General features: G+C 69.9%; 18 protein-coding genes. 5 read left to right on the forward strand and 13 right to left on the reverse strand.

What is annotated here, in order from left to right; translation table 11 throughout:
• Nucleotides 1-19: 19 nt before the first annotated feature.
• Together P3F85_RS00665 and P3F85_RS00670 are read right to left on the reverse strand one after the other, a co-directional pair.
• On the reverse strand, nt 20-565 hold the full coding sequence (locus P3F85_RS00665; protein WP_374009342.1) for a DUF4303 domain-containing protein: 546 nt from the start codon (nt 563-565) through the stop codon (nt 20-22).
• 28 nt (nt 566-593) lie between these two features.
• Complete coding sequence (locus P3F85_RS00670; RefSeq protein ID WP_374009343.1) at nt 594-1391, reverse strand: HAD-IIA family hydrolase; 798 nt, start codon at nt 1389-1391, stop codon at nt 594-596.
• Nucleotides 1392-1486: 95 nt separating this feature from the next.
• On the opposite strand from P3F85_RS00670, the gene P3F85_RS00675 reads away from it, so the two are divergent.
• Nucleotides 1487-2122, forward strand: coding sequence for a TrmH family RNA methyltransferase (locus tag P3F85_RS00675; RefSeq protein WP_374009344.1), 636 nt, complete (start codon nt 1487-1489; stop codon nt 2120-2122).
• On the opposite strand, the gene P3F85_RS00680 is transcribed toward P3F85_RS00675, so the two are convergent.
• From P3F85_RS00680 to P3F85_RS00705, 6 genes are all read right to left on the reverse strand, one after another.
• Nucleotides 2119-2532 (reverse strand): DUF3052 family protein, encoded by a 414-nt coding sequence (locus P3F85_RS00680; RefSeq protein ID WP_374009345.1) that lies wholly within the window; start codon nt 2530-2532, stop codon nt 2119-2121. The two genes, P3F85_RS00675 and P3F85_RS00680, sit on opposite strands and share 4 nt — an antisense overlap.
• The gene (locus P3F85_RS00685) at nt 2520-3359 is read right to left on the reverse strand and encodes a metallophosphoesterase (protein ID WP_374009346.1); all 840 of its coding nucleotides are present in this window, start codon (nt 3357-3359) and stop codon (nt 2520-2522) included. Before P3F85_RS00685 ends, P3F85_RS00680 begins: the two co-directional genes overlap by 13 nt.
• Nucleotides 3360-3424: 65 nt before the next feature.
• Nucleotides 3425-3589 carry a hypothetical protein gene (locus P3F85_RS00690; protein ID WP_374009347.1) on the reverse strand — a complete coding sequence of 55 codons (165 nt, stop codon included), beginning with the start codon at nt 3587-3589 and terminating at the stop codon, nt 3425-3427.
• A 79-nt stretch (nt 3590-3668) separates the two neighbouring features.
• The gene (locus P3F85_RS00695; RefSeq protein ID WP_374009348.1) at nt 3669-5522 is read right to left on the reverse strand and encodes a YhgE/Pip family protein; all 1854 of its coding nucleotides are present in this window, start codon (nt 5520-5522) and stop codon (nt 3669-3671) included.
• The gene (locus P3F85_RS00700) at nt 5519-6217 is read right to left on the reverse strand and encodes a hypothetical protein (protein WP_374009349.1); all 699 of its coding nucleotides are present in this window, start codon (nt 6215-6217) and stop codon (nt 5519-5521) included. Before P3F85_RS00700 ends, P3F85_RS00695 begins: the two co-directional genes overlap by 4 nt.
• Nucleotides 6214-6876: a TetR/AcrR family transcriptional regulator gene (locus P3F85_RS00705; protein ID WP_374009350.1), complete on the reverse strand. Its 663-nt coding sequence runs from the start codon at nt 6874-6876 to the stop codon at nt 6214-6216. The genes P3F85_RS00700 and P3F85_RS00705 overlap by 4 nt, the downstream gene beginning before the upstream one ends.
• 524 nt (nt 6877-7400) lie before the next feature.
• Between P3F85_RS00705 and P3F85_RS00710 the strand changes: the two genes are divergently transcribed.
• Together P3F85_RS00710 and P3F85_RS00715 are read left to right on the forward strand one after the other, a co-directional pair.
• On the forward strand, nt 7401-8438 hold the full coding sequence (locus P3F85_RS00710) for an AI-2E family transporter (protein ID WP_374009351.1): 1038 nt from the start codon (nt 7401-7403) through the stop codon (nt 8436-8438).
• A 115-nt stretch (nt 8439-8553) separates the two neighbouring features.
• A complete protein-coding gene (locus tag P3F85_RS00715) occupies nt 8554-9840 on the forward strand; it encodes an adenylosuccinate synthase (protein ID WP_374010973.1) in 1287 nt (428 codons plus the stop codon).
• Between the two features lie 83 nt (nt 9841-9923).
• Here the strand turns inward: P3F85_RS00715 and P3F85_RS00720 are convergent, their stop codons facing one another.
• A complete protein-coding gene (locus P3F85_RS00720) occupies nt 9924-11204 on the reverse strand; it encodes a GNAT family N-acetyltransferase (RefSeq protein ID WP_374009352.1) in 1281 nt (426 codons plus the stop codon).
• Between the two features lie 112 nt (nt 11205-11316).
• Between P3F85_RS00720 and P3F85_RS00725 the strand changes: the two genes are divergently transcribed.
• Together P3F85_RS00725 and P3F85_RS00730 are read left to right on the forward strand one after the other, a co-directional pair.
• The gene (locus tag P3F85_RS00725) at nt 11317-11607 is read left to right on the forward strand and encodes a hypothetical protein (protein WP_374009353.1); all 291 of its coding nucleotides are present in this window, start codon (nt 11317-11319) and stop codon (nt 11605-11607) included.
• A gap of 76 nt (nt 11608-11683) precedes the next feature.
• Nucleotides 11684-15280, forward strand: coding sequence for a hypothetical protein (locus P3F85_RS00730; RefSeq protein WP_374009354.1), 3597 nt, complete (start codon nt 11684-11686; stop codon nt 15278-15280).
• A 92-nt stretch (nt 15281-15372) separates the two neighbouring features.
• Here the strand turns inward: P3F85_RS00730 and P3F85_RS00735 are convergent, their stop codons facing one another.
• The 4 genes from P3F85_RS00735 to P3F85_RS00750 are packed head-to-tail and all read right to left on the reverse strand — an operon-like array spanning nt 15373 to nt 18683.
• Entirely contained in the window at nt 15373-16296 is a 924-nt protein-coding gene (locus P3F85_RS00735) for an SDR family NAD(P)-dependent oxidoreductase (RefSeq protein ID WP_374009355.1), read from the reverse strand.
• Nucleotides 16297-16300: 4 nt separating this feature from the next.
• A complete protein-coding gene (locus P3F85_RS00740) occupies nt 16301-16615 on the reverse strand; it encodes a chorismate mutase (protein ID WP_374009356.1) in 315 nt (104 codons plus the stop codon).
• A gap of 17 nt (nt 16616-16632) precedes the next feature.
• Nucleotides 16633-17964, reverse strand: a complete 1332-nt coding sequence (locus P3F85_RS00745) for an FtsX-like permease family protein (protein ID WP_374009357.1) — start codon at nt 17962-17964, stop codon at nt 16633-16635.
• Nucleotides 17961-18683, reverse strand: coding sequence for an ABC transporter ATP-binding protein (locus P3F85_RS00750; protein WP_374009358.1), 723 nt, complete (start codon nt 18681-18683; stop codon nt 17961-17963). The genes P3F85_RS00745 and P3F85_RS00750 overlap by 4 nt, the downstream gene beginning before the upstream one ends.
• Between the last annotated feature and the right edge of the window lie 19 nt (nt 18684-18702).

Consider the following 18702-nt stretch of genomic DNA (forward strand, 5'->3'; position numbering starts at 1 on the left):
CGGCCCGGCGGGTGCGCCCCTAGCGGATCCCGGATGCCGACAGGTCCGCCTCGTACCGCGTCAACGCCCCGCCCGGATTGAGCCGGCGCGCCGACTCCAGCGCATCCCCCGGCCGCTCGTGCGCGGGCATGGTGACGTTCACGACGACCGCGTTCCGTGCGGCACCGGCGCCGAAGAACCCGTCCGCGTCCAGGTCGGCGAGCGCCCCCTCCATCGCGTCGAGGAGCGCCTGGTTCGTCCCGCGCGGCCGATCGTAGGGATCGCCGAGCGCTTCGAACAGCGGGTCCAGCCGGGCGAAGAACTCGTCCCCGAACAGATCGTACGGCGACGAGTTCACGTCCCAGCGGAGATCGTCGACCGCGACCGGCAACTCTTCGTCGCACGAGCGGGCGGCGGCGCTCAGCCCCTGGAGCGAGCAGGCGGTCGGCGCCGGTCGGTGCGCGACCGGGCTGGTCCACAACCCGAAGTAGTAGAAGTCGTCGTCGGGATGCTCGTCACGCAGCCGCGTCCAGGCCTCACGCGCCGCGCCCGCGACCGCGGACCGGATGCGCGCGAAGTCGTCCATCGTCCCTCCCGAGGCGGAGCGACCCGGGTCAGAGCTCGGTCTCGATCGGCTCCCGGGCGACCAGCTCATCCACACCGCGCAGGACCTCGTCGGGCCGGAAGGGGTAGCGCTCCATCTCGGCCGTGTCGCTGATCCCGGTGAGCACCAGGATCGTGTGGAGTCCGGCCTCGATGCCCGCGATGACGTCGGTGTCCATCCGGTCGCCGATCATGGCGGTGTTCTCGGAGTGGGCGCCGATGCGATTCATCGCCGAGCGGAACATCATGGGGTTCGGTTTGCCCACCACATACGGATCGCGACCGGTGGCCTTGGTGATCATCGCGGTGACGGCTCCCGTCGCCGGAAGCGGACCCTCGGCGCTCGGGCCGGTCGCATCCGGGTTGGTGGCGATGAACCGCGCGCCCTTGCCGATCAGGCGGATCGCCTTGGTGATCGCGTCGAAGGAGTAGCTGCGCGTCTCGCCGACGACCACGTAGTCCGGGTTGGTGTCGGTCATGATGAAGCCCGCCTCGTGCAGCGCGGTCGTGAGTCCCGCCTCGCCGATCACGTAGGCGCTGCCGCCGGGCATCTGCGACTTGAGGAAGTCGGCCGTCGCGAGCGCGGACGTCCAGATGGACTCCTCGGGCACATCCAGCCCCGACGTGCGCAGGCGTGCCGCCAGGTCGCGCGGAGTGAAGATCGAGTTGTTGGTGAGCACCAGGAACGGGGTGTTCTGGTCCCGCCACTGCTGGATCAGCTCCGATGCGCCGGGAAGGGCCTGATTCTCGTGCACGAGCACGCCGTCCATGTCGGTGAGCCAGCACTCGATCTCGTCGCGACGCGTCACGCGGACTCCTTTCGGCGGGAATCGGATGCGTCCAGCTTAGGGGCCGGGACCGCGCAGCGGTGAGGTGGTGTGGAGACGGTGGATACGCTGGTCCGGTGGATGAGACGCCGAACCCGACGCACGAGCTGACGACGAACGGCGTCGGACCGTGGACCGGCGACTGGCCGGACGACCCGCGCTACGACCCGGAACTGCTCCGCCACGGCGACACCCGCAATGTGATCGACCGCTTCCGCTACTGGAGCATGGAGGCCATCGTCGCGGAGCTCGACAGCGCCAGGCACCCCTTCCATGTCGCGATCGAGAACTGGCAGCACGACATGAACATCGGGTCGATCGTTCGCAGCGCGAACGCCTTCCTGGCGGACACCGTCCACATCATCGGCCGGCGTCGCTGGAACAAGCGCGGCGCGATGGTCACGGATCGGTACCAGCACGTCGTGCACCACGGGGACGTCGCCGAGTTCGTGGCGTGGGCGCGCGGTGCCGGGCTGCCGGTCATCGCGATCGACAACGTTCCGGGCTCGGTCGGGATCGAGACGTTCGCTCTGCCGCGGGAGTGCGTCCTGCTATTCGGGCAGGAGGGTCCGGGGTTGTCGGCAGAGGCCTTCGCCGCGGCGGATGCCGTGGTGGAGATCGCGCAGTTCGGCTCCACAAGGTCGATCAACGCGTCCGCCGCCGCCGCGATCGCCATGCACACCTGGATCACCCAGCACGTCCGGTTCGCCTAGCGGTTGGTCCGCCGCCAGACGAGCTTCAGACCCGACCAGTCGGTGTCGAGGGCGGCGACCTTCACATCCACCAGGCCGCGGGCGAGGGCCGCATCCCGGATCACGTTCTCGGAGAGGTCGCTGACATGCCCGGCGGCCTTCCGCGGCCAGGCCGCCCAGATCATCCCGTCGGGACGGATGCGCTCGCCGAGGTCGTCCAGCTCGCTCAGGGAGGTGTCGGCGGACCGGTAGAACGCGAGGATGAGTCCCGCCGCGCCATCGTCCACCCACGTCACAGCCGGGCCGTCGTCGAGGGGGACCCGCCAGCCGGTGTCGGCGTGGAGCACCGTTGCGCGCATCCCCGGCTGCAGCCCGAGCTTCTTCCAGAGCGGGGTGGAGGAGTAGCCCGCGGCCGTGCTCACCCGCGCCACCCGGCATCGTCGGCGATGCGCAGGATCGCGGCGGCATCGAGGTCGTAGACCGTCTCTCCGTCGTCGGGTGCGGGCGCGGTCACGATGTGAGCGCGGACGGGTCCGTCGTCCGGCAGCTGCACCCAGGCGAACCCCGCTCCCCGCACGGCCCGCTCGCGCGGGCTCGGCCACAGCACGTCGGTGGTGTTGGCCACAGCGGGTGCGACGACGACGGGGATGCCGGTCGCGCCGGCCTCGGTCACCAGGCCATGGTGGAAGTGTCCCGCCAGGATGAGCCGCACATCCCCGTCGCTGCACACCTCGAGCAGCGGGTCGGAGTCGACCAGCCGGAGTGGCTCGAAAAGCACCGTCGTCGGCGGCACTGGCGGGTGATGGAGGACCACGACCGTCCCGCGTTCCGACGGCGTCGCGAGCACGCCGGTCAGCCATTCCAGCTGCGACTCGTCGAGGCGGCCGTAACCGGCCTGCGCCACGGAGCTGTCGAGCGTGACCACGCGGAATCCGCGAACGGACGTCACGCTCTCCCGGGCGCCGAGCACCTCCTCGAACCCGTCCGGGAGGTCGTGGTTGCCCATCGCGTACACGACAGCAGCGCCGCGCTCGGCGGCCCAGGGGTCGAGCGTGCCCGTGAGCGTGCGGTAGGACGCGGCCGTCCCGTCCTCCGACAGGTCGCCGGACGCCACGACCAGGTCGACCTGCTCGAGACTCGCCGCCCGGGCGAGAACGCGGTCGAGCGCGGCGAGCGTATCCACGACTCCGTAGTGCAGCCGCCCGTCGCCGTACAGATGCGTGTCGGAGAGGTGCAGGATGCGCAGCGTATCGGTCACGCGGCAACCCTAGCGCCGGCCACCGTCGCCGGGCGGGGGACGCCCCAGTCGTCCGCCGGCCGGACTCAGTCGGCGTCGAGCGCCACGATGATGGCTTTGACGGCGGTCACGAGGTTGTGCAGGGCCTGTCGCTCGATCGAGTCCTCCGGGAGCTTCTGGACGTCGAAGGTCGCGGCGCTCGCCGCCTGGCGTGCCTCCGCGAGTGCTGCCTGAACTTCGAGATCGGCCATGATCGTCCTCCTCGGGACTGGGGTGTGGTGGGCGCAACACTAGCTCAGGGGGTGCAGGCCCACCAGGGGTGATCGGGGGCTACCCGATGAGCGACGGCCGCAGGTCGCGCAGGGTGCGGAAGTGGGTCATCCGCGTGACCCCGATGCCGGCGATGAGCAGCGCGATGAGCATCCACAGGGCGAGCACTCCCGCGTCCGCCCAGGCGGTCGCCGGGTTCCCTCCGTACATCACCTGGCGGATGCCATCCACCGCGTACGACATCGGCAGCGCGTGGTGCAGCGCCGCGAGCGGCCCGGGAAGGGTCTGCCAGGGGAACGTCCCGCCCGCGGTCACGAGCTGCAGCACCATGAGCACCAGGCCGAGGAACTGGCCGACGCTACCGAGCCAGACGTTGAGCGCCAGGATGATGGCGGCGAACGTCACCGACGCGAGCCCCATCATCCCGTACATCCCGAGCGGGTTGTCGATGCGGAAACCGAGGGCGCCGGCGACGATCGCGAACAGCCCGATCATCTGGACGGCACCGAGCAGGCCGGGGGTCAGCCACCCGGCGAGGGTGATCTTCACGGGCGAATGGAGCGCGGTGATCGCGCGCCGGGATACCGGCTTCACGATGAGGAACAGCGCGTAGATGCCGATCCAGCCCGCGAGCGCGACGAAGAACGGCGCGAGTCCGGCCCCGTAGGTCCCCGCCGAGGTGATCGAGTCGTTCTTCAAGTTCACCGGGTCGGCGATCGTCGAGGCCTGCTTCGCCTGCAGGGCGGGGGAGTTGTCCGGGATGCGGTCAACGCCCGCCTTCAGTCCGTCGCGCAGTTGGGTGGTGCCGTCGTGGAGAGTCGTCAGACCGTCGCGCAGTTGCGCTGCACCGCTGGCGGCGGTGGAGGCTCCCGAGGCCAGTTGCGAGGCTCCGGAGGCCGCCTGCTGGGAGCCGGCCGCCACCTGCGATGCCCCTCCCGCCACCTGGTCCGCTCCGGCGGCCAGCTGGTTGATCTGGCCGACCGCGCTCTGGATCTGCTGGTTGCCCGACTGGACCTTCGTGTCGAGATCGCCCAGCACAGCGGTCACCTGGTCGAGCTGCGCCTGCGTCGCTCCCGCGGCCGCGAGCCGCTGCAGCAGGTCCTGCTGGGCAGCGGGTGCTGCCGCGGCGATCTGCGCGGCTGCGGCTCCGGCGTCGTTCGCCTTGGTCGCAAGCTGCCGGTTGCCGCCCGCGACCTGTGCGGCGCCGTCGCTCACCTGCTGCGCGCCGGACGCCAGCTCGCCCAGCTTGCCCGCGAGCTCCTGCGACCCGGAGGCCAGCTGCGCCGTCCCGTCGGCCAGCTGGGACGAGCCGGACTGCGCGCTCGCGCTGCCGTCGACCAGCTTGTTCGCGCCGTCCAGCGCGGTGACGAGGTTCGAGCGGATGTCGGCCAGCCCCACGAGGAACTGCTTGGCCGCCTGCTGGTTGACCTGCTTGACGATCGAGGTGCGGATCTTCTCCGCGGCCTGTGTGCCGATCGTCGAGGCGAGGTAGCTGTTTGTGTCGTTGGTGGTGAGGGTGACCACCGCGCGGTGCGGGCTGGCGCTCGAGGCGGACGCCAGCGCGGACGAGAAGTCCTGAGGGAACGTGATGCTGAAGTCGTACTTCGAGTCGTCGACGCCGCTCGCGGCCGATCCCTTCGCCACCCGGTGCCACTGGAACGAGCCGTCGGCGATCAGCTGATCGGCGACATCGCTCCCGTAGTTGACGGCTGAGCCGTCGACCGTCGTCCCGGCGTCGTCGACGACGATCGCGGCGGGGATGCGGTCGAGGTTCGCGTACGGGTTCTGGTTGGCCCAGAGGTAGAGACCGCCGTACAGGACCGGCACGCACATCAGCGCGATGAGCGCCACGATGGACATGGGGCTGGCGGTCAGGCGGCGGAACTCCGCCGCGATCATCTGGGGGATCTTCATGCGTTCTCCACAAGGGGCTCGGCCACGATCACGTCGGGGAGGTCGTCGGTGTCGTCGCGGCCGGGGTCTTCGTCAAAGGTCTGGGGTTCCGTCTCATCCATCCGGGAGACGAGGGAGGCTGCCGCGATGGCAGCTGCGGACGCGTCGCCGGCGACGACGAGGACCGCGATGCCGCGCCCGGCGAGCTCGCGCGCGAGGCGCCACCACTCCACCGGGTCTCCGCCGTGCCGATCGGGGGAGACGAGGACGAGGGCGTCGACTCCCTTCCGGAGCAGGGCCAGCTCGGCGAGCAAGCGGATGCGAACGGTGGGCGGCACCGTGCCGATCGCAGACCGCGACCACTCCGACGCGCCCAGTTCTCGGAGGCAGCGGCCGACCGCGACGGGATGCGACGCGCGGCCGGCGAACATCAGTTCCTCCGCGACGATGCCGGACACGGTCACGTCGGCAGCCGGCTCGGACACATCGGGGGCGTCGATCAGCGCGACGCGGCGACGCATGGCGCTGTAGTCGGTGGCGCCGTCGATCGTGACGGTGCCGGCGTCGGGCCGCATCCGGCCGGAGGCGATGAGGCCGAGCACCGTCGGGCGCTGCTCCGTCTCGGCGCGGGCGAGCGAGGCTCGCCCGGTCTCGTAGGACGCGGAGGTCGCGGGCAGGGCTGCGCCCTTCGCGACCTGATCGAGCACGACCTTCATCGCGCACCTCCCCGGTGATCGGTGGCGGCGCTCGCCGTGAACGCCAGCTCGGGAGTGGATGCGATCAGCTCGCCCGCCTCGCGCCATCCCATGCCCGCGGCACCGAGCCCGGCCAGCATGACCAGCCGGTGGCCCGCTTCGGGGGTGAGTCGGGCGCGGGTGGCTTCGTCCAGTACCGAGACGGCGGCGTTCTCGATGAGCCGGGTCACGGTCTCACTGTCGAGGTCGGTGCGAATGTGGCCCGACTCCCGGCCGCGGCGCACGGTCTCGCGCAGTCGTTCGCGGGCGGGGTCGAGTGCGGTCCCGACCAGCTCCCGGTGCGGCCCGCGTACAGCGAGAGCGGCACTGACGCGGACATGCTCCACTTCGGCCCAGAGCGTCGCGCCGAAGAGGGCGATCTCGACTCGCGGGTCGGCGTGCGATACCGGGTCCAGCAGTGCCGCGAGACGCCGTGCGCCGCGGGTGAACACCTCGACAAGCAGCTCGTCACGCGTGGCGAAGTGGCCGTACACGGCCCGCCGGCTGAGCCCGGCGCGTGTGGCGATGCTCTCGAGCGAAGCGTCGATGTCGTCGTTCAGGGCGACGGCTGCCGCGCCGAGGATGGCCTCGCGGTTGGCGGCCGCGTCCCGTCGCGGGGCGCGGGTGGAGGGAGTGGGCATACGAATAGTGTACGCCCTTCTTGCACACGTGTGTGCAACTTAGGCACGATCGCTCATTGCGACCACGAACGAATTGCGCGCTTCTACGCGTCACTTTCGACGGTTCACGACGTCTGTACAGGTGAGAGCAAACAGACGAGCGAAGGGAACCAACGTGGAACGGATTCACGCGACCGCGGGATCAAAATCCAGGAGCACGATGGCGCGCGTTCTCGGCGCCGCTGCTGTTATCGGGACGGTTGGTTGCGCCGGATTCGTGGCGGCCGCTCCTGCTAGCGCCGCACAGTGGTAAACCTCCGCGTACTACTCGACGAACGCGGCCTGCTTGACCGCGATGAATAACCAAGCCCGTCATGGCGCCCAGACGGACGGGTGCTACTTCAAGCAGACTGCTCCCTACCTCGTGCAGAGCTATTTCCGGTACTACAAGTAGGGCGAGATCAGAATTGGAGAGGCCGAAGTGCCGACCGCCTGCCGAGCGTGAGCTCGACCCGACATCGAGTGATGCCGACGCTGGGACAGGCATGAAAACATCAAGTCCGTTCCGAGTCGGCCTCGTCGGGACGCTCGGCGTCGGGCTCGGAATCCTGGTCCTCAGCGCGATCGTCAGCCTCGCCACGATCATCACCTACATCGGTGCCGCACTCTTCCTCGCTCTCGGTATCGAGCCGTTGATCTCATCCCTGGAACGCAAGGGTCTTCCGCGCTGGCTCGCGCTAGTCGCCGCTCTCGTGGTCATGCTTGGGTCCTTCGTGGGACTTATCTGGGCGATCGTCCCTGTCGCTGTGGATCAGGCAACGCAGCTGGTGGTACACGCAGTCGACTGGGTGAAAGGCGGCGGTGCGCAGCAGTGGTTCCGCTCGCTCCAGCACCAGTTCCCGTCGATCATCAATCAGCAGAACATCGACGTTCAGACGAAGTGGCTCCAGAAAAGTCTGCCGAGTATCACCTCCGTAGCGCTCCAGACAGTTCTCGGCCTTGTCCAGGGCGCCTTCGGCGTCATCATCGTTGCAATCCTGACGGTGTACTTCACGGCTTCCCTGCCAAGCATCAGGCGGGCCGCGTACCTGCTTGTCCCGGCCTCCCGCCGTGCGAGGTTCTCGGATCTCGGCGATCAGATCACCGAGTCGGTCGGCAAATACGTCATGGGCCAAGTGTCGCTGGCCCTGGTCAACGGAGTCCTCTCCGCGATCTACCTCACTGTCATCGGGGCCAGGTTCCCCATCTTGCTCGCGTCGATCGCGTTCTTCTTCTCGCTCATCCCGCTCGTGGGAACGATCACCGGGTCCGTCATCATCGTCGCCGTGTGCTTCCTGTCCGGGCCACCGACGGCGATCGCCGCCGCCATCTACTACGTGATCTACATGCAGATGGAGGCCTATGTGCTCAGCCCCCGCATCATGAACCGTGCCGTGTCCGTGCCGGGCGCACTGGTCGTTGTCGCCGCCCTCGCGGGCGGAACCCTGCTCGGCGTTCTTGGCGCACTTGTGGCCATCCCCTTTGCTGCCGCCATCCTGCTCATCGTCAGGCAGGTGATCATCCCGCGGCAGAACGAGCTGTGACCGGCCATGCTCCACAATGGCCCGATCCGGGGCCCGAAACGTCGTCACGGTAGGATCGAGTGCGACGGTCGTCCGCGTGGCGCCGCAGCGTTTCATCCACCGAGAGGACTCCAACGTGCCCGCGATCGTGATCATCGGCGCCCAGTGGGGCGACGAAGGCAAAGGCAAGGCGACCGACGTCCTCGGCAGCCGCATCGACTATGTCGTCAAGTTCAACGGCGGCAACAACGCCGGACACACGGTCGTCGTCGGCGACGAGAAGTACGCCCTGCACCTGCTGCCCTCCGGCATCCTGACCGAAGGGGTCACTCCTGTCATCGCGAATGGTGTCGTCGTCGACATCGAGGTGCTGTTCGAAGAGCTGGATGCGCTGATCGCCCGCGGCGTCGACGTCTCACGTCTCAAGGTGAGCTCGAACGCCCACGTGATCACGTCATACCACCGCACCATCGACAAGGTGACCGAGCGCTTCCTCGGCAAGCGCCAGATCGGCACCACCGGGCGCGGCATCGGCCCCACCTATGCCGACAAGATCAACCGGGTCGGGATCCGCATCCAGGACCTCTTCGACGAGAACATCCTGCGCCAGAAGGTCGAGGGCGCCCTCGACCAGAAGAACCACCTCCTGGTGAAGGTCTACAATCGCCGCGCGATCACGGTCGACGAGGTCGTCGAGCAGCTGCTGGAGTACGCCGAGCGTCTGCGGCCCATGGTCGTCGACAGCTCGCTGCTGCTGAACCAGGCGCTGGAGGAGGGCAAGTACGTGCTCTTCGAGGGCGGCCAGGCGACGATGCTGGATGTCGACCACGGCACCTACCCGTTCGTCACCTCCTCCAACTCCACCGCGGGCGGCGCGGCGACCGGGTCGGGTATCGGCCCGAACCGCATCGACCGCGTGATCGGCATCGTCAAGGCGTACACGACCCGGGTCGGCGCCGGTCCCTTCCCGACCGAGCTGTTCGACGAGTGGGGCGAGTTCCTCCGCGAGCGCGGCTTCGAGTTCGGTACGACGACCGGCCGCCCCCGCCGCACCGGCTGGTACGACTCACCGGTCGCCCGGTACACCGCCCGCGTGAACGGCGTCACCGACTTCGTCCTCACCAAGCTGGACACGCTCACCGGGATCGAGCGCATCCCGGTCGCCGTCGCGTACGACGTCGACGGTGTGCGTCACGACGAGGTCCCGGCGTCGCAGAGCGACTTCCACCACGCGACCCCGGTCTACGAGGAGTTTCCCGGCTGGACCGAGGACATCAGCGGCGCGCGCACCTTCGACGACCTCCCGAAGAACGCTCAGGACTACGTCCTGGCCCTCGAGAAGCTCTCCGGCGCCCGCATCTCGGCGATCGGCGTGGGCCCCGCCCGCGATCAGATCATCGTCCGCCACGACCTGATCGACTGAGCCGGCGGGCGACGAGTCGTGACTCGTTGTGCGAATTCCCGGCGAGTGGTGACGTTATGTCACCACTCGATGCCCACCCGGCGTCAGAACCACGTGCTGAGGCGCGGGGGGATCGCCGTGCGGAAGAGCCGGTCCAGCGCATCCACGTCGCCACGGATGCGGCCGGCCAGGGCCAGATTGCGGCCGATGTCGTGCCCGAGGTACACGCTGCCGAGGGCGTTCACGGGCAGTGCGACGTCCGCGGCGTCGTCGGTCGGTGTGACCTCGGCGGCACCCTCTCGCACGGTCAGCCGGAACCGGCCGGCCGCGAATCCGAGGTCGTCCTCGATGTCGAGCACCAGGGAGCCGTCGCGCTCGTAGGTGCGCGCCTGGAGCGCGGCAGGGACGTCGAGGATGCGCACCCAGAGGTGGTCCTCGAGGTCGGTGACGTGGGCGCCGCGGATGTCGTTCACCAGTGCCTGCACGGGCTCGTCGATGCCGCGCGTCCAGATCTTGACCGTCGCGACCAGATCCAACTCGAGCAGGAAGCGCCAGAGGGCCCGCTGGGCCGCTGGTGTCGCCGCGGCCAGGTGGCGCACCTCCACCGTGTGCCGGGTGAAGTCGTCGTCGCCCTTGAGGATGTACGAGACGAAGCCCTCCGGCTCGCCCGCGTCCGAGTCGTAGCGGACGACGCGGATCTTCTCGGCGTCGGGGTCGCCCTTGAGCGGGCCGACGAGGCGCTTGGCCAGGTACGGCTCCAGCGCGATCTCGCCGTGGCGTCCGGCCATCACGCGGTCGAGCACCTTCGCGCCGATCGGGCCGTACTCGTCCGGTTCCGCGAACGACAGGCGGCCGGGAGTCTCGCCGGCGATCCAGCGGACGCGCTTGGTGTCGATCGACCAGGAGGTGGCCCAGGTCGCCGGGCCGAAGCCCCAGCGGCCGTAGATGACCGACTCCGAGACGGTCAGGATCGCGAGCGGCAGGCCGAGCGCGTGCGCGGTACGGAGCTCCCCGCCGAGCAGTGCGCGGGCGACTCCGCGACGGCGGTGGGTCGGAGCGACCGTGACCGAGCTGATCGCCCACGAGTCCACCCGTGCACCGCCCGGGACGGTGAGCGCAGCGGGCCACGCGTTGACCGTTCCGACCGGTTCGCGGCTCGGTCCCTGGTCGTCGTAGACCCCGGTGTTGCGGCGCGCGGCGAAGTTCTCACGAGCTCCCTCCAGCACCTCGGCCGAAGGACGGCGGTCGTGGAAGCCGCGAAAGTCGGCGCGGATCCAGCCGTCCAGGGCCTCCGAGTCGGCGGCGTCGACCAGCGCGTAGCGCAGGCCGGCGGCCGACAGCTCGCGCGCGGACGTGTCATCGAGGGGGATCGTGCGGTAGTCCATCCCTTCACCGTATCGGCCGCCGGGGTATGGCGGGAGGGCGCGTGGACGACGAGGGGCCACCGGAGCAGTCGCACGTCGAAGCCTGAGGCGCGGGTCGGCTAGCGTTGACGGTATGAAGGTGCGGGGTCTCATCCAGAGCAGCCAGACGCGTGAACTCGACGCGGAGGCCGACGATGCCCAGGCGGCGCGGGCGCTGATCGAGGAGCAGGTTCCGGAGGGCTTCGAGCTGCTTCAGGTGCACAACGCGATGCCGCGTGGCGGCCGCGTGATCGCGAAGGCGATCATCCGGGAGTCGGCCACCCGCGAGATCGAGGCCGACGGTCCCGACTACGCGTCCGCGCGCGACGCCCTGCGCGCGAAGGTCCCCGCCGACCACCGCCTCCTCACCATCGTCGTCGTCTGATCCCTCGGACTACTGTCTCGCCGGACAGCACTGTTCCGGAGTAGACCGGGTACCGCTGGCAGGCGAGGAGGTACCCATGGCGAGACGCGGCAGGAGCGGCTCTCGCGATTCCGCGCGTGCGGCGTCCACCGGGCGTACACGCATCGCGGGGCTCCTTCTGGCGAGCCTCGCGGCGGCGTTCGTCCTTCCCGGCACAGTGCTCACCGCTGCGCCGACGCCGGCCTTCGCAGTGGCGGGCGTTCCTGGGGCGCCGACGGTCGTCTACTCGGAGGACTTCGAGGCGGGCTCGCCGGTGTCGCCTATCTTGCGGCTGAATCAGTACGTCGGCGCGGGCGGCCAGATGTACACGGCCGATCCGGCATGGCTCGCGAGCTGCAACGGCTGGGTGGCCGCCGCCGTCCAATCGGTCAGTTCCCCGGCGCAGGTCGCCGACTGCAACGGTGTTCAGCGTGCGTGGAACAACACCCAGCAGCTATCGACGAGCATCGGAACGTTCCACGGGCTGACAGCGGCACAGGCGGCTGCGAATCACGGGGTCTCCGCTCTCTCCCTCGCTGTATCGACGCCTGCCGGGTCCGTCGAGTTCGCGACGCAGTCGAACATACCGTTGCCGACCGCCGCACGATTCCTCGCCTTCAGCGTCGATGTGGCCGCGGAGTCCTGCACGCTGGCTCATCCTCTGCTGCAGTTCTCCCTGGTGAATCCGGCAGGCCAGGCACTGCCCGTCGGCGGTCAGATCGACGGTTGCTCGTCGCCGACCCAGGTTTCCGTTCCGGCCGTCGGGGCAGCGCCTGCGGTCACCGCGACGGTCGGCACCTATACGACGAATGGCGCGGTGCTGTTCTCCGGTTCGTCGGTCGGCATCCGGCTCGTCAACAATCAGCCGAACGGCAACGGCAACGATCACGGATTCGACAACATCCAGATCCTTGACGCGACGCCCGCGTTGGACAAGTCGTTCGGCGCTCCTGATCCCCTGACCGGGGCGTCCCGGGTGACGTTCACGGTGACGAACACGTCGGAACTGGGCGCGAAGCAGGGGTTCTCCGCTACGGACGCGCTGCCGCCGGGGTTGGTCGTCGCGAACCCGTCGCAAACCTCGACCACCTGCACGAACGGAGCGATGAGCGCAGCGGTCGGAGGGTCATCCATTGCGCTGTCGGGCGACCTCGTGACGGGACAGACGTCGTGCGTTTTCTCGGCGACCGTTGTTCCGGCGGCGCTGACCGCCCCGGGCTCACCGCCGCAGGTGTTCCAGAACTGCGCCGCGAACTTCACGACATTGGTCGGGTTGGATGCGCCGACCGCGTGCGCGACGTTGACGGTGCCGCCCCCGGCGACTCTCGCCGTCGGCAAGTCGACGACGGCGACGGCCGCCACCCGGTCCGGGGACACGATCCGCGCAACGGTCACCGTCCAGAACACCGGTGGCAGCGCCTACACGGCGAGCACCCCGGCGACGATGACGGATGACCTGGCCGCGCTGGCCGACGACGCCACCTATGACAATGACGCCACGGTCGCGTTCGATCAGGGGTCCACCTCCGCGCCTCCGGTGGTGAACGGCACGACTCTGTCCTGGTCCGGGCCGCTGAAGGTGGGTGAGACCGCGACGATCTCGTACACGCTGACGGTGACCCTCGCCGGTGATGGGATCCTCACCAACACCGCCTGCGTGCCGGCCGGGCAGGCGACAGGGCCGCCCTGTGCGACGGTCAGCACGCCGGTCGTGCTGGCACCGGCGCTCGTGTTGACGAAGACGGCGGACACCTCCGGGATCGGTGACCCGGTGCAGGCCGGCAACCCGATCGCCTACCAGTACACGCTCACCAACGCGGGCAACGTCACGCTCACCGCCGCGACCATCGGCGACCCGCTGCCCGGGTTGTCTGCGCCGGCCTACACGTGGCCCGGCCCGCCGGGGACACTGCAGCCGGGACAGACGGCGACCGCGACGGCGACCTATGCCGTGACCGAGTCCGACATCCTCGCCGGGCATCGGGACAACACCGCGACCGCGACGGCGAGCTCACCGCAGGGTCTCTCGGTGGATGCACCACCTGCGTCGACGTCCACCGTGCTGGTTCAGGTGCCGGCTCTGGCCCTCACCAAGACCGTCGACACGAGCGGTCTGTCCTCTCCTCCGCGCGCGGGCGACACGCTGACCTACCGGTTCACCGCGACGAACACGGGGAACCTTCCGCTCACCGGGGTGACGATCACGGACCCGCTTCCGGGGTTGACCCCGCTCATCTTCACCTGGCCGGGAACCCCAGGTGCCCTCGCGCCCGGGGAGACGGTGACGGCAGTGGCCGCGTACGCGATCACTCAATCCGACCTGGATGCGGTAGTGCGGGACAACACTGCGACGGCTACCGGGGATCGGCCCACCGGACCTGCGGTCGACTCGGCCCCGGCGACGACTCTCACCATGCTGGACGCGGCGCCGGCGCTCGACCTGACCAAGACGGCGGACACCACCGGCCTGCCTGTGCCACCTCGTCCGGGCGATGAGCTGGGCTATCGGTACGCGGCGACCAACACGGGCAATGTCACCCTGACCGGCGTGACGATCACCGACCCGCTTGTGGGTCTGAGCCCTCTCGTCTATGTCTGGCCCGGCGCGCCGGGGATGCTCGAACCAGGGCAGACGGTGACGGCGACGGCGACGTATCCACTCGCTGCCGCTGACCTGGATGCGGGCCACCGGGATAACACCGCCACCGCGACCGGGGACCCGCCTAGCGGGGTCGTCGTCACGGCGACGGCGTCCGTGAACGTCCCGCTCGCGGCGGCGCCGGGCGTCGCGTTGGCCAAGTCGGCCGATACCAGCCAGCTCTCGACTCCCGTTCGGGTGGGGGACACCCTGATCTACCTCTACACCGCGACGAACACGGGCAACGTCACCCTCTCCGGGGTGACCATCACTGACCCGCTGCCGGGTCTCTCGCCGCTAGTGTTCCTCTGGCCGGGTGCCACCGGGGTCCTTGCAGCCGGGCAGAGCGTGACGGCGACCGCGACGTACACGCTCACTCAGACCGACCTGGATGCCGGGGTGCGGGACAACACGGCCACCACCACAGGCGACCCGCCGACCGGCAGCTCCGTTACGGCGACCGCGTCCGTGAGCACCCCGCTCGCGGCGAGCCCTACGCTCTCCCTGACCAAGTCCGCGGACAGCACCGGGTTGTCCTCGCCGCCCCGCGCAGGTGACCAGGTGACCTACCACTTCGGTCTCACCAACACCGGCAACGTCACGCTCACCGGGGTCACCGTCTCCGACGCGCTTGCTGGGCTGAGCACCCCGACCTACTCGTGGCCAGGTCTCCCCGGCATCCTGCAACCCGGAGAATCGGCGACAGCGACCGCTGACTACAGCATCACCGCGACGGACCTCGCCGCCGGACGACTCAGGAACGCCGCCATCGCCACCGCCATGACCCCGGCCGGCGCAACGATCGCGAGCCCGCCGGCCGCCGTCACCATCGACCTGCCGCAGCCCGCGCCCATCCCGCCGCAATCGTCCGCAGCGGCAGACGCCTCCGCCCTCCCGTCAACCGGCAGCGACCTCACCGACGGGACCGTGGCGGCGCTCCTCCTCATCGCCCTCGGAGCAGCACTCGCGCGCCGGAGCCCCCAGCGCCACTCACGCCCACGCCCCCACAATCGCTGAGCCGCCGAGCACAGGAAAAATGTCGCGATCTCGCGCGAAACGCAACAATTTTCCTGTGCTCGGCGGCTGGGGCTCGGCGGCTACGGCTACGGCTAGGGGAGGGGGAAGGGGTGCGCGGCGGCCTGCTCGAGGAGGGGCCAGAGGCGCGCGCCCTGGCGCGGGGAGCGGGAGGCGCGGGTGGGACGGGTGAGGGTGGGGGCGCCCTTCGTCCACAGGAGCGGGCCCAGGTAGGCGCCGCCGGGGATCGACGGGTCGAGCACGGCGCGGACGGGCACGTGTGCCCCCGCGTCCTTGCCCTGCGTCCACGCGGCCTGCAGGTTGTCGGCGAAGCGCTTCAGCCGGGACGGGTGGTTGACGCCGCGGATTCCCGGCGTGCGACCCGAGGTCGAGTAACCGGGATGCACCACGATGCTCTGGACGCTGGATCCCGCCGCCCGCAGCCGGCGATCGAGTTCGAACCCGAACACCTGCGCGGCGATCTTCGAGCCGGAGTAGGCGCGCCAGGAGGTGTAGCCGTGCTCCAGCTGCAGGTCGTCCAGCGGCAACCGGCCGAGCCGGCTGGCCAGCGAGCCCAGCGTGACGACGCGCGCGTCGCCGCTCCGCTCCAAGACGGGGAGCACCTGCGCGACGAGGCGGAAGTGGCCGAGCACGTTGGTCGAGAGCACGAGTTCGTTGCCGTGGGCGTCAGTCGCGCGAGACCGCGGCGGGTGCACGATTCCCGCGTTCAGCACCAGCGCATCCACCCGGTCCCGCGCGAGCAGCGACTCTGCGGCGGAGTCGATCGACCGGCGATCGGACACGTCCAGCGGCATGGCCTCGACGCTCGAGCGAGGCACGCGCCGGCGAATGGCGGAGACCGCCGCCTCCGCGCGCTCCGGGTCGCGGCACGCGAGCACGACGTGCGCGCCCGCCCTGGCGAGCTGCTCCGCGGTGAAGTAGCCGACGCCCGCGTTCGCACCCGTGATGACGACCGTCCGGCCGTGGGCGTCCGGCAGGTCGGTGACATCCCAGCTCATCCGGTTACTTGCCGTTCTCGACGGCGATGCGCTCGTGGTGGTGGATGACCTCGGCGACGATGAAGGTGAGGAACTTCTCTGCGAACGCCGGATCGAGGTGGCTCTCTTCGGCCAGCGCCCGGAGCCGCTGGATCTGCTCCTTCTCGCGCTCCGGGTCCGCCGGTGGCAGCCCGTGCTCCGCCTTCAGTGCGCCGACCTGCTGGGTGAACTTGAACCGCTCGGCGAGCATGTGGATGACCGCAGCGTCGATGTTGTCGATGCTCTGACGGATGCTGTGCAGCTGCTCGAGCGCAGCTTCCACGTCGCTGTTCTGGGCCATGTTCCGACCCTACTGGGTCACAGGCTGGGGGACGGTTCGGCGAGCACCCGCGTGAGCACCGGCCGGGTCGCCCGTACCGCGATCCAGACGAGCAGCACGCCGGCCGCCAGACAGCCGACGACCGTGAGAAGGGTGAGCGGCGAGGTCAGGAGGCTCGCTCCTGTCAGCGGGAACACCACGAGCGCCGCGGTCGCCGCCGAGCCGATCGCGGTGATCCGCAGCGGCGAGAGCACCGCACGGCCGCGTGCGGCGTTCATCTCGGAGACCGGCATCCCGATCCGGTCGAGGCTGACGTAGAGTTCCCGGCGGTCGAGGATGGCGGCGGCCTGGTTGACCCCGGCGGAGCATGCGACCATCAGGAAGGACGCGGCGATCGTGATGATCACGCCGGTTCGGACGTCTCCGACGATCAGTCGAGTCTGCGCGTCGACCGAGTCGCCTGCCTTCTCCGCGAGGGAGACAGCGACCCCCGCGAAGACTGCCGTGAAGCTCGTCATCGCGACACCCGAGACCTGGCGCCAGGCGGCTTTCGGAGACTCCAGGATCGCGCGCGCGGCCAGCAGCCGCCGGGGCGTGCGCGCTCGGCGCGCCTGACCCGACGCGACGAGCCGCAGAACCCACGGCCCCACGAGGTTCAGCACGGCGATGCTTCCGCCGAAGCCGACAGCGAGCACGGTCAGGATGACGCCGAGCCCGGCCGAGTCCGGCAGAACGTTGAGGACCACCACGACGGTCGTGATCATCCCGACGGTGATGAGCGCGCGGACCCAGTGGATGCGTGGAGCGCGCTCTCGGGTCCGGACGCCCAGCGGCGAGAGGATGACGCCGCGCAGCCCCACGACAGCGCTCACGGCCGCCAGCAGTCCGACGCCCGCCACCGCCGCCGCAGTCCAACCGGCGCCGAGGAGGACCGACATCCCGAGGGGATGTCCGCGGAACGGGATCAGGGCGATCAGGGGTGACACAGCGAGATTCACGATCACCCCGACGATCGCGCCGGCCAGCGCCAGCAGCGTCGACTCGATGACGGTGAGCGCGGTCACCAGCCGCGGTGTGGCGCCGAGCAGGCGCAGGCTCGCGAGCCGGTCGTCGCGCCGGCGAGCGGACAGTCGCGCCGCCGAGCCGCCGAGCGCCACCAACGGGACGACGAGGAGAGCCAACGCGACCACCGCGAGCAGCTGGTAGAGCGCGGCCGTCTGGTCCGTCCACGAGAAGAACGCCTGGGCGCCTCCGGCGACGACGAGCAGCAGGGCCGTGACGATCGCGAAGGCGACGACGGGGAGCGCGACGGTCGAGCGGGCGGAGGCACTGCGGCGGGCGAACAGCCACGCCAGACCCAGAGTGGTCATCGGGCGCTCACCCCGTCCGCGGTCTCGCCCGCCACGATCCGGCCGTCCGCCAGGCGCAGGATGCGCGAGCAGCGGGCGGCGACGGTCTCGTCGTGCGTCACGACGACGAGGGAGCGCCCGCGTTCCGTCGTCGAGAGGATGAGCGCATCCATCACCTCGGCCGAGGTCGCCGAGTCGAGAGCGCCCGTCGGCTCGTCGGCGAAGACGACAGCGGCGCCCGTGGTCTGAGCGCGGGCGATGGCCACCCGCTGCGCCTGCCCGCCGGAGAGCTGGCCGATGCGGCGCGACTCGAACCCGGCGAGCCCGAGCGCAGCCAGCCACATGGCCGCGGTCTGCTCCGCCGCGCGGCGGTCGATGCCGTTCAGCATCAGCGGAAGAGCCGCGTTCTCGACGGCGGTGAGCTCCGGCAGCAGCAAGCCCTGCTGGAAGACGAAGCCGAACGCCTCCCGGCGGAGTCGCGAGCGGCCGGCCTCATCGAGGGCGGTGACCGTCACCGGGCCCTGGGACGAGTTCAGCACGACCGATCCGCTGTCCGGCGCCACGATGCCCGCCAGGCAGTGCAGCAGGGTGGTCTTGCCCGACCCCGACGCCCCCATGATCGCGACCGACTCACCCGGCTCGACGCGGAAATCGACGCCGGAGAGAGCGTGGGACGGGCCGTAGGTCTTGGTCAGCCCCACGGCCTCCAGGGCCGGAGACGAGTGCGTTACGAATGTCATGCCTCCAGCGTGGCGGCGG

Source organism: Leifsonia sp. T36S-04, from assembly GCF_042465655.1.
Lineage (GTDB): Bacteria > Actinomycetota > Actinomycetes > Actinomycetales > Microbacteriaceae > Leifsonia.

What these genes read in the sequence shown, in the direction of transcription:
- P3F85_RS00690 (WP_374009347.1), bottom strand. Translation starts at nt 3,589, where the DNA reads ATGGCCGATCTCGAAGTTCAGGCAGCACTCGCGGAGGCACGCCAGGCG.
- P3F85_RS00750 (WP_374009358.1), bottom strand. Translation starts at nt 18,683, where the DNA reads ATGACATTCGTAACGCACTCGTCTCCGGCCCTGGAGGCCGTGGGGCTG.
- P3F85_RS00665 (WP_374009342.1), bottom strand. Translation starts at nt 565, where the DNA reads ATGGACGACTTCGCGCGCATCCGGTCCGCGGTCGCGGGCGCGGCGCGT.
- P3F85_RS00740 (WP_374009356.1), bottom strand. Translation starts at nt 16,615, where the DNA reads ATGGCCCAGAACAGCGACGTGGAAGCTGCGCTCGAGCAGCTGCACAGC.
- P3F85_RS00720 (WP_374009352.1), bottom strand. Translation starts at nt 11,204, where the DNA reads ATGGACTACCGCACGATCCCCCTCGATGACACGTCCGCGCGCGAGCTG.
- P3F85_RS00695 (WP_374009348.1), bottom strand. Translation starts at nt 5,522, where the DNA reads ATGAAGATCCCCCAGATGATCGCGGCGGAGTTCCGCCGCCTGACCGCC.
- P3F85_RS00725 (WP_374009353.1), top strand. Translation starts at nt 11,317, where the DNA reads ATGAAGGTGCGGGGTCTCATCCAGAGCAGCCAGACGCGTGAACTCGAC.
- P3F85_RS00710 (WP_374009351.1), top strand. Translation starts at nt 7,401, where the DNA reads ATGAAAACATCAAGTCCGTTCCGAGTCGGCCTCGTCGGGACGCTCGGC.
- P3F85_RS00705 (WP_374009350.1), bottom strand. Translation starts at nt 6,876, where the DNA reads ATGCCCACTCCCTCCACCCGCGCCCCGCGACGGGACGCGGCCGCCAAC.
- P3F85_RS00745 (WP_374009357.1), bottom strand. Translation starts at nt 17,964, where the DNA reads ATGACCACTCTGGGTCTGGCGTGGCTGTTCGCCCGCCGCAGTGCCTCC.
- P3F85_RS00730 (WP_374009354.1), top strand. Translation starts at nt 11,684, where the DNA reads ATGGCGAGACGCGGCAGGAGCGGCTCTCGCGATTCCGCGCGTGCGGCG.
- P3F85_RS00735 (WP_374009355.1), bottom strand. Translation starts at nt 16,296, where the DNA reads ATGAGCTGGGATGTCACCGACCTGCCGGACGCCCACGGCCGGACGGTC.
- P3F85_RS00700 (WP_374009349.1), bottom strand. Translation starts at nt 6,217, where the DNA reads ATGAAGGTCGTGCTCGATCAGGTCGCGAAGGGCGCAGCCCTGCCCGCG.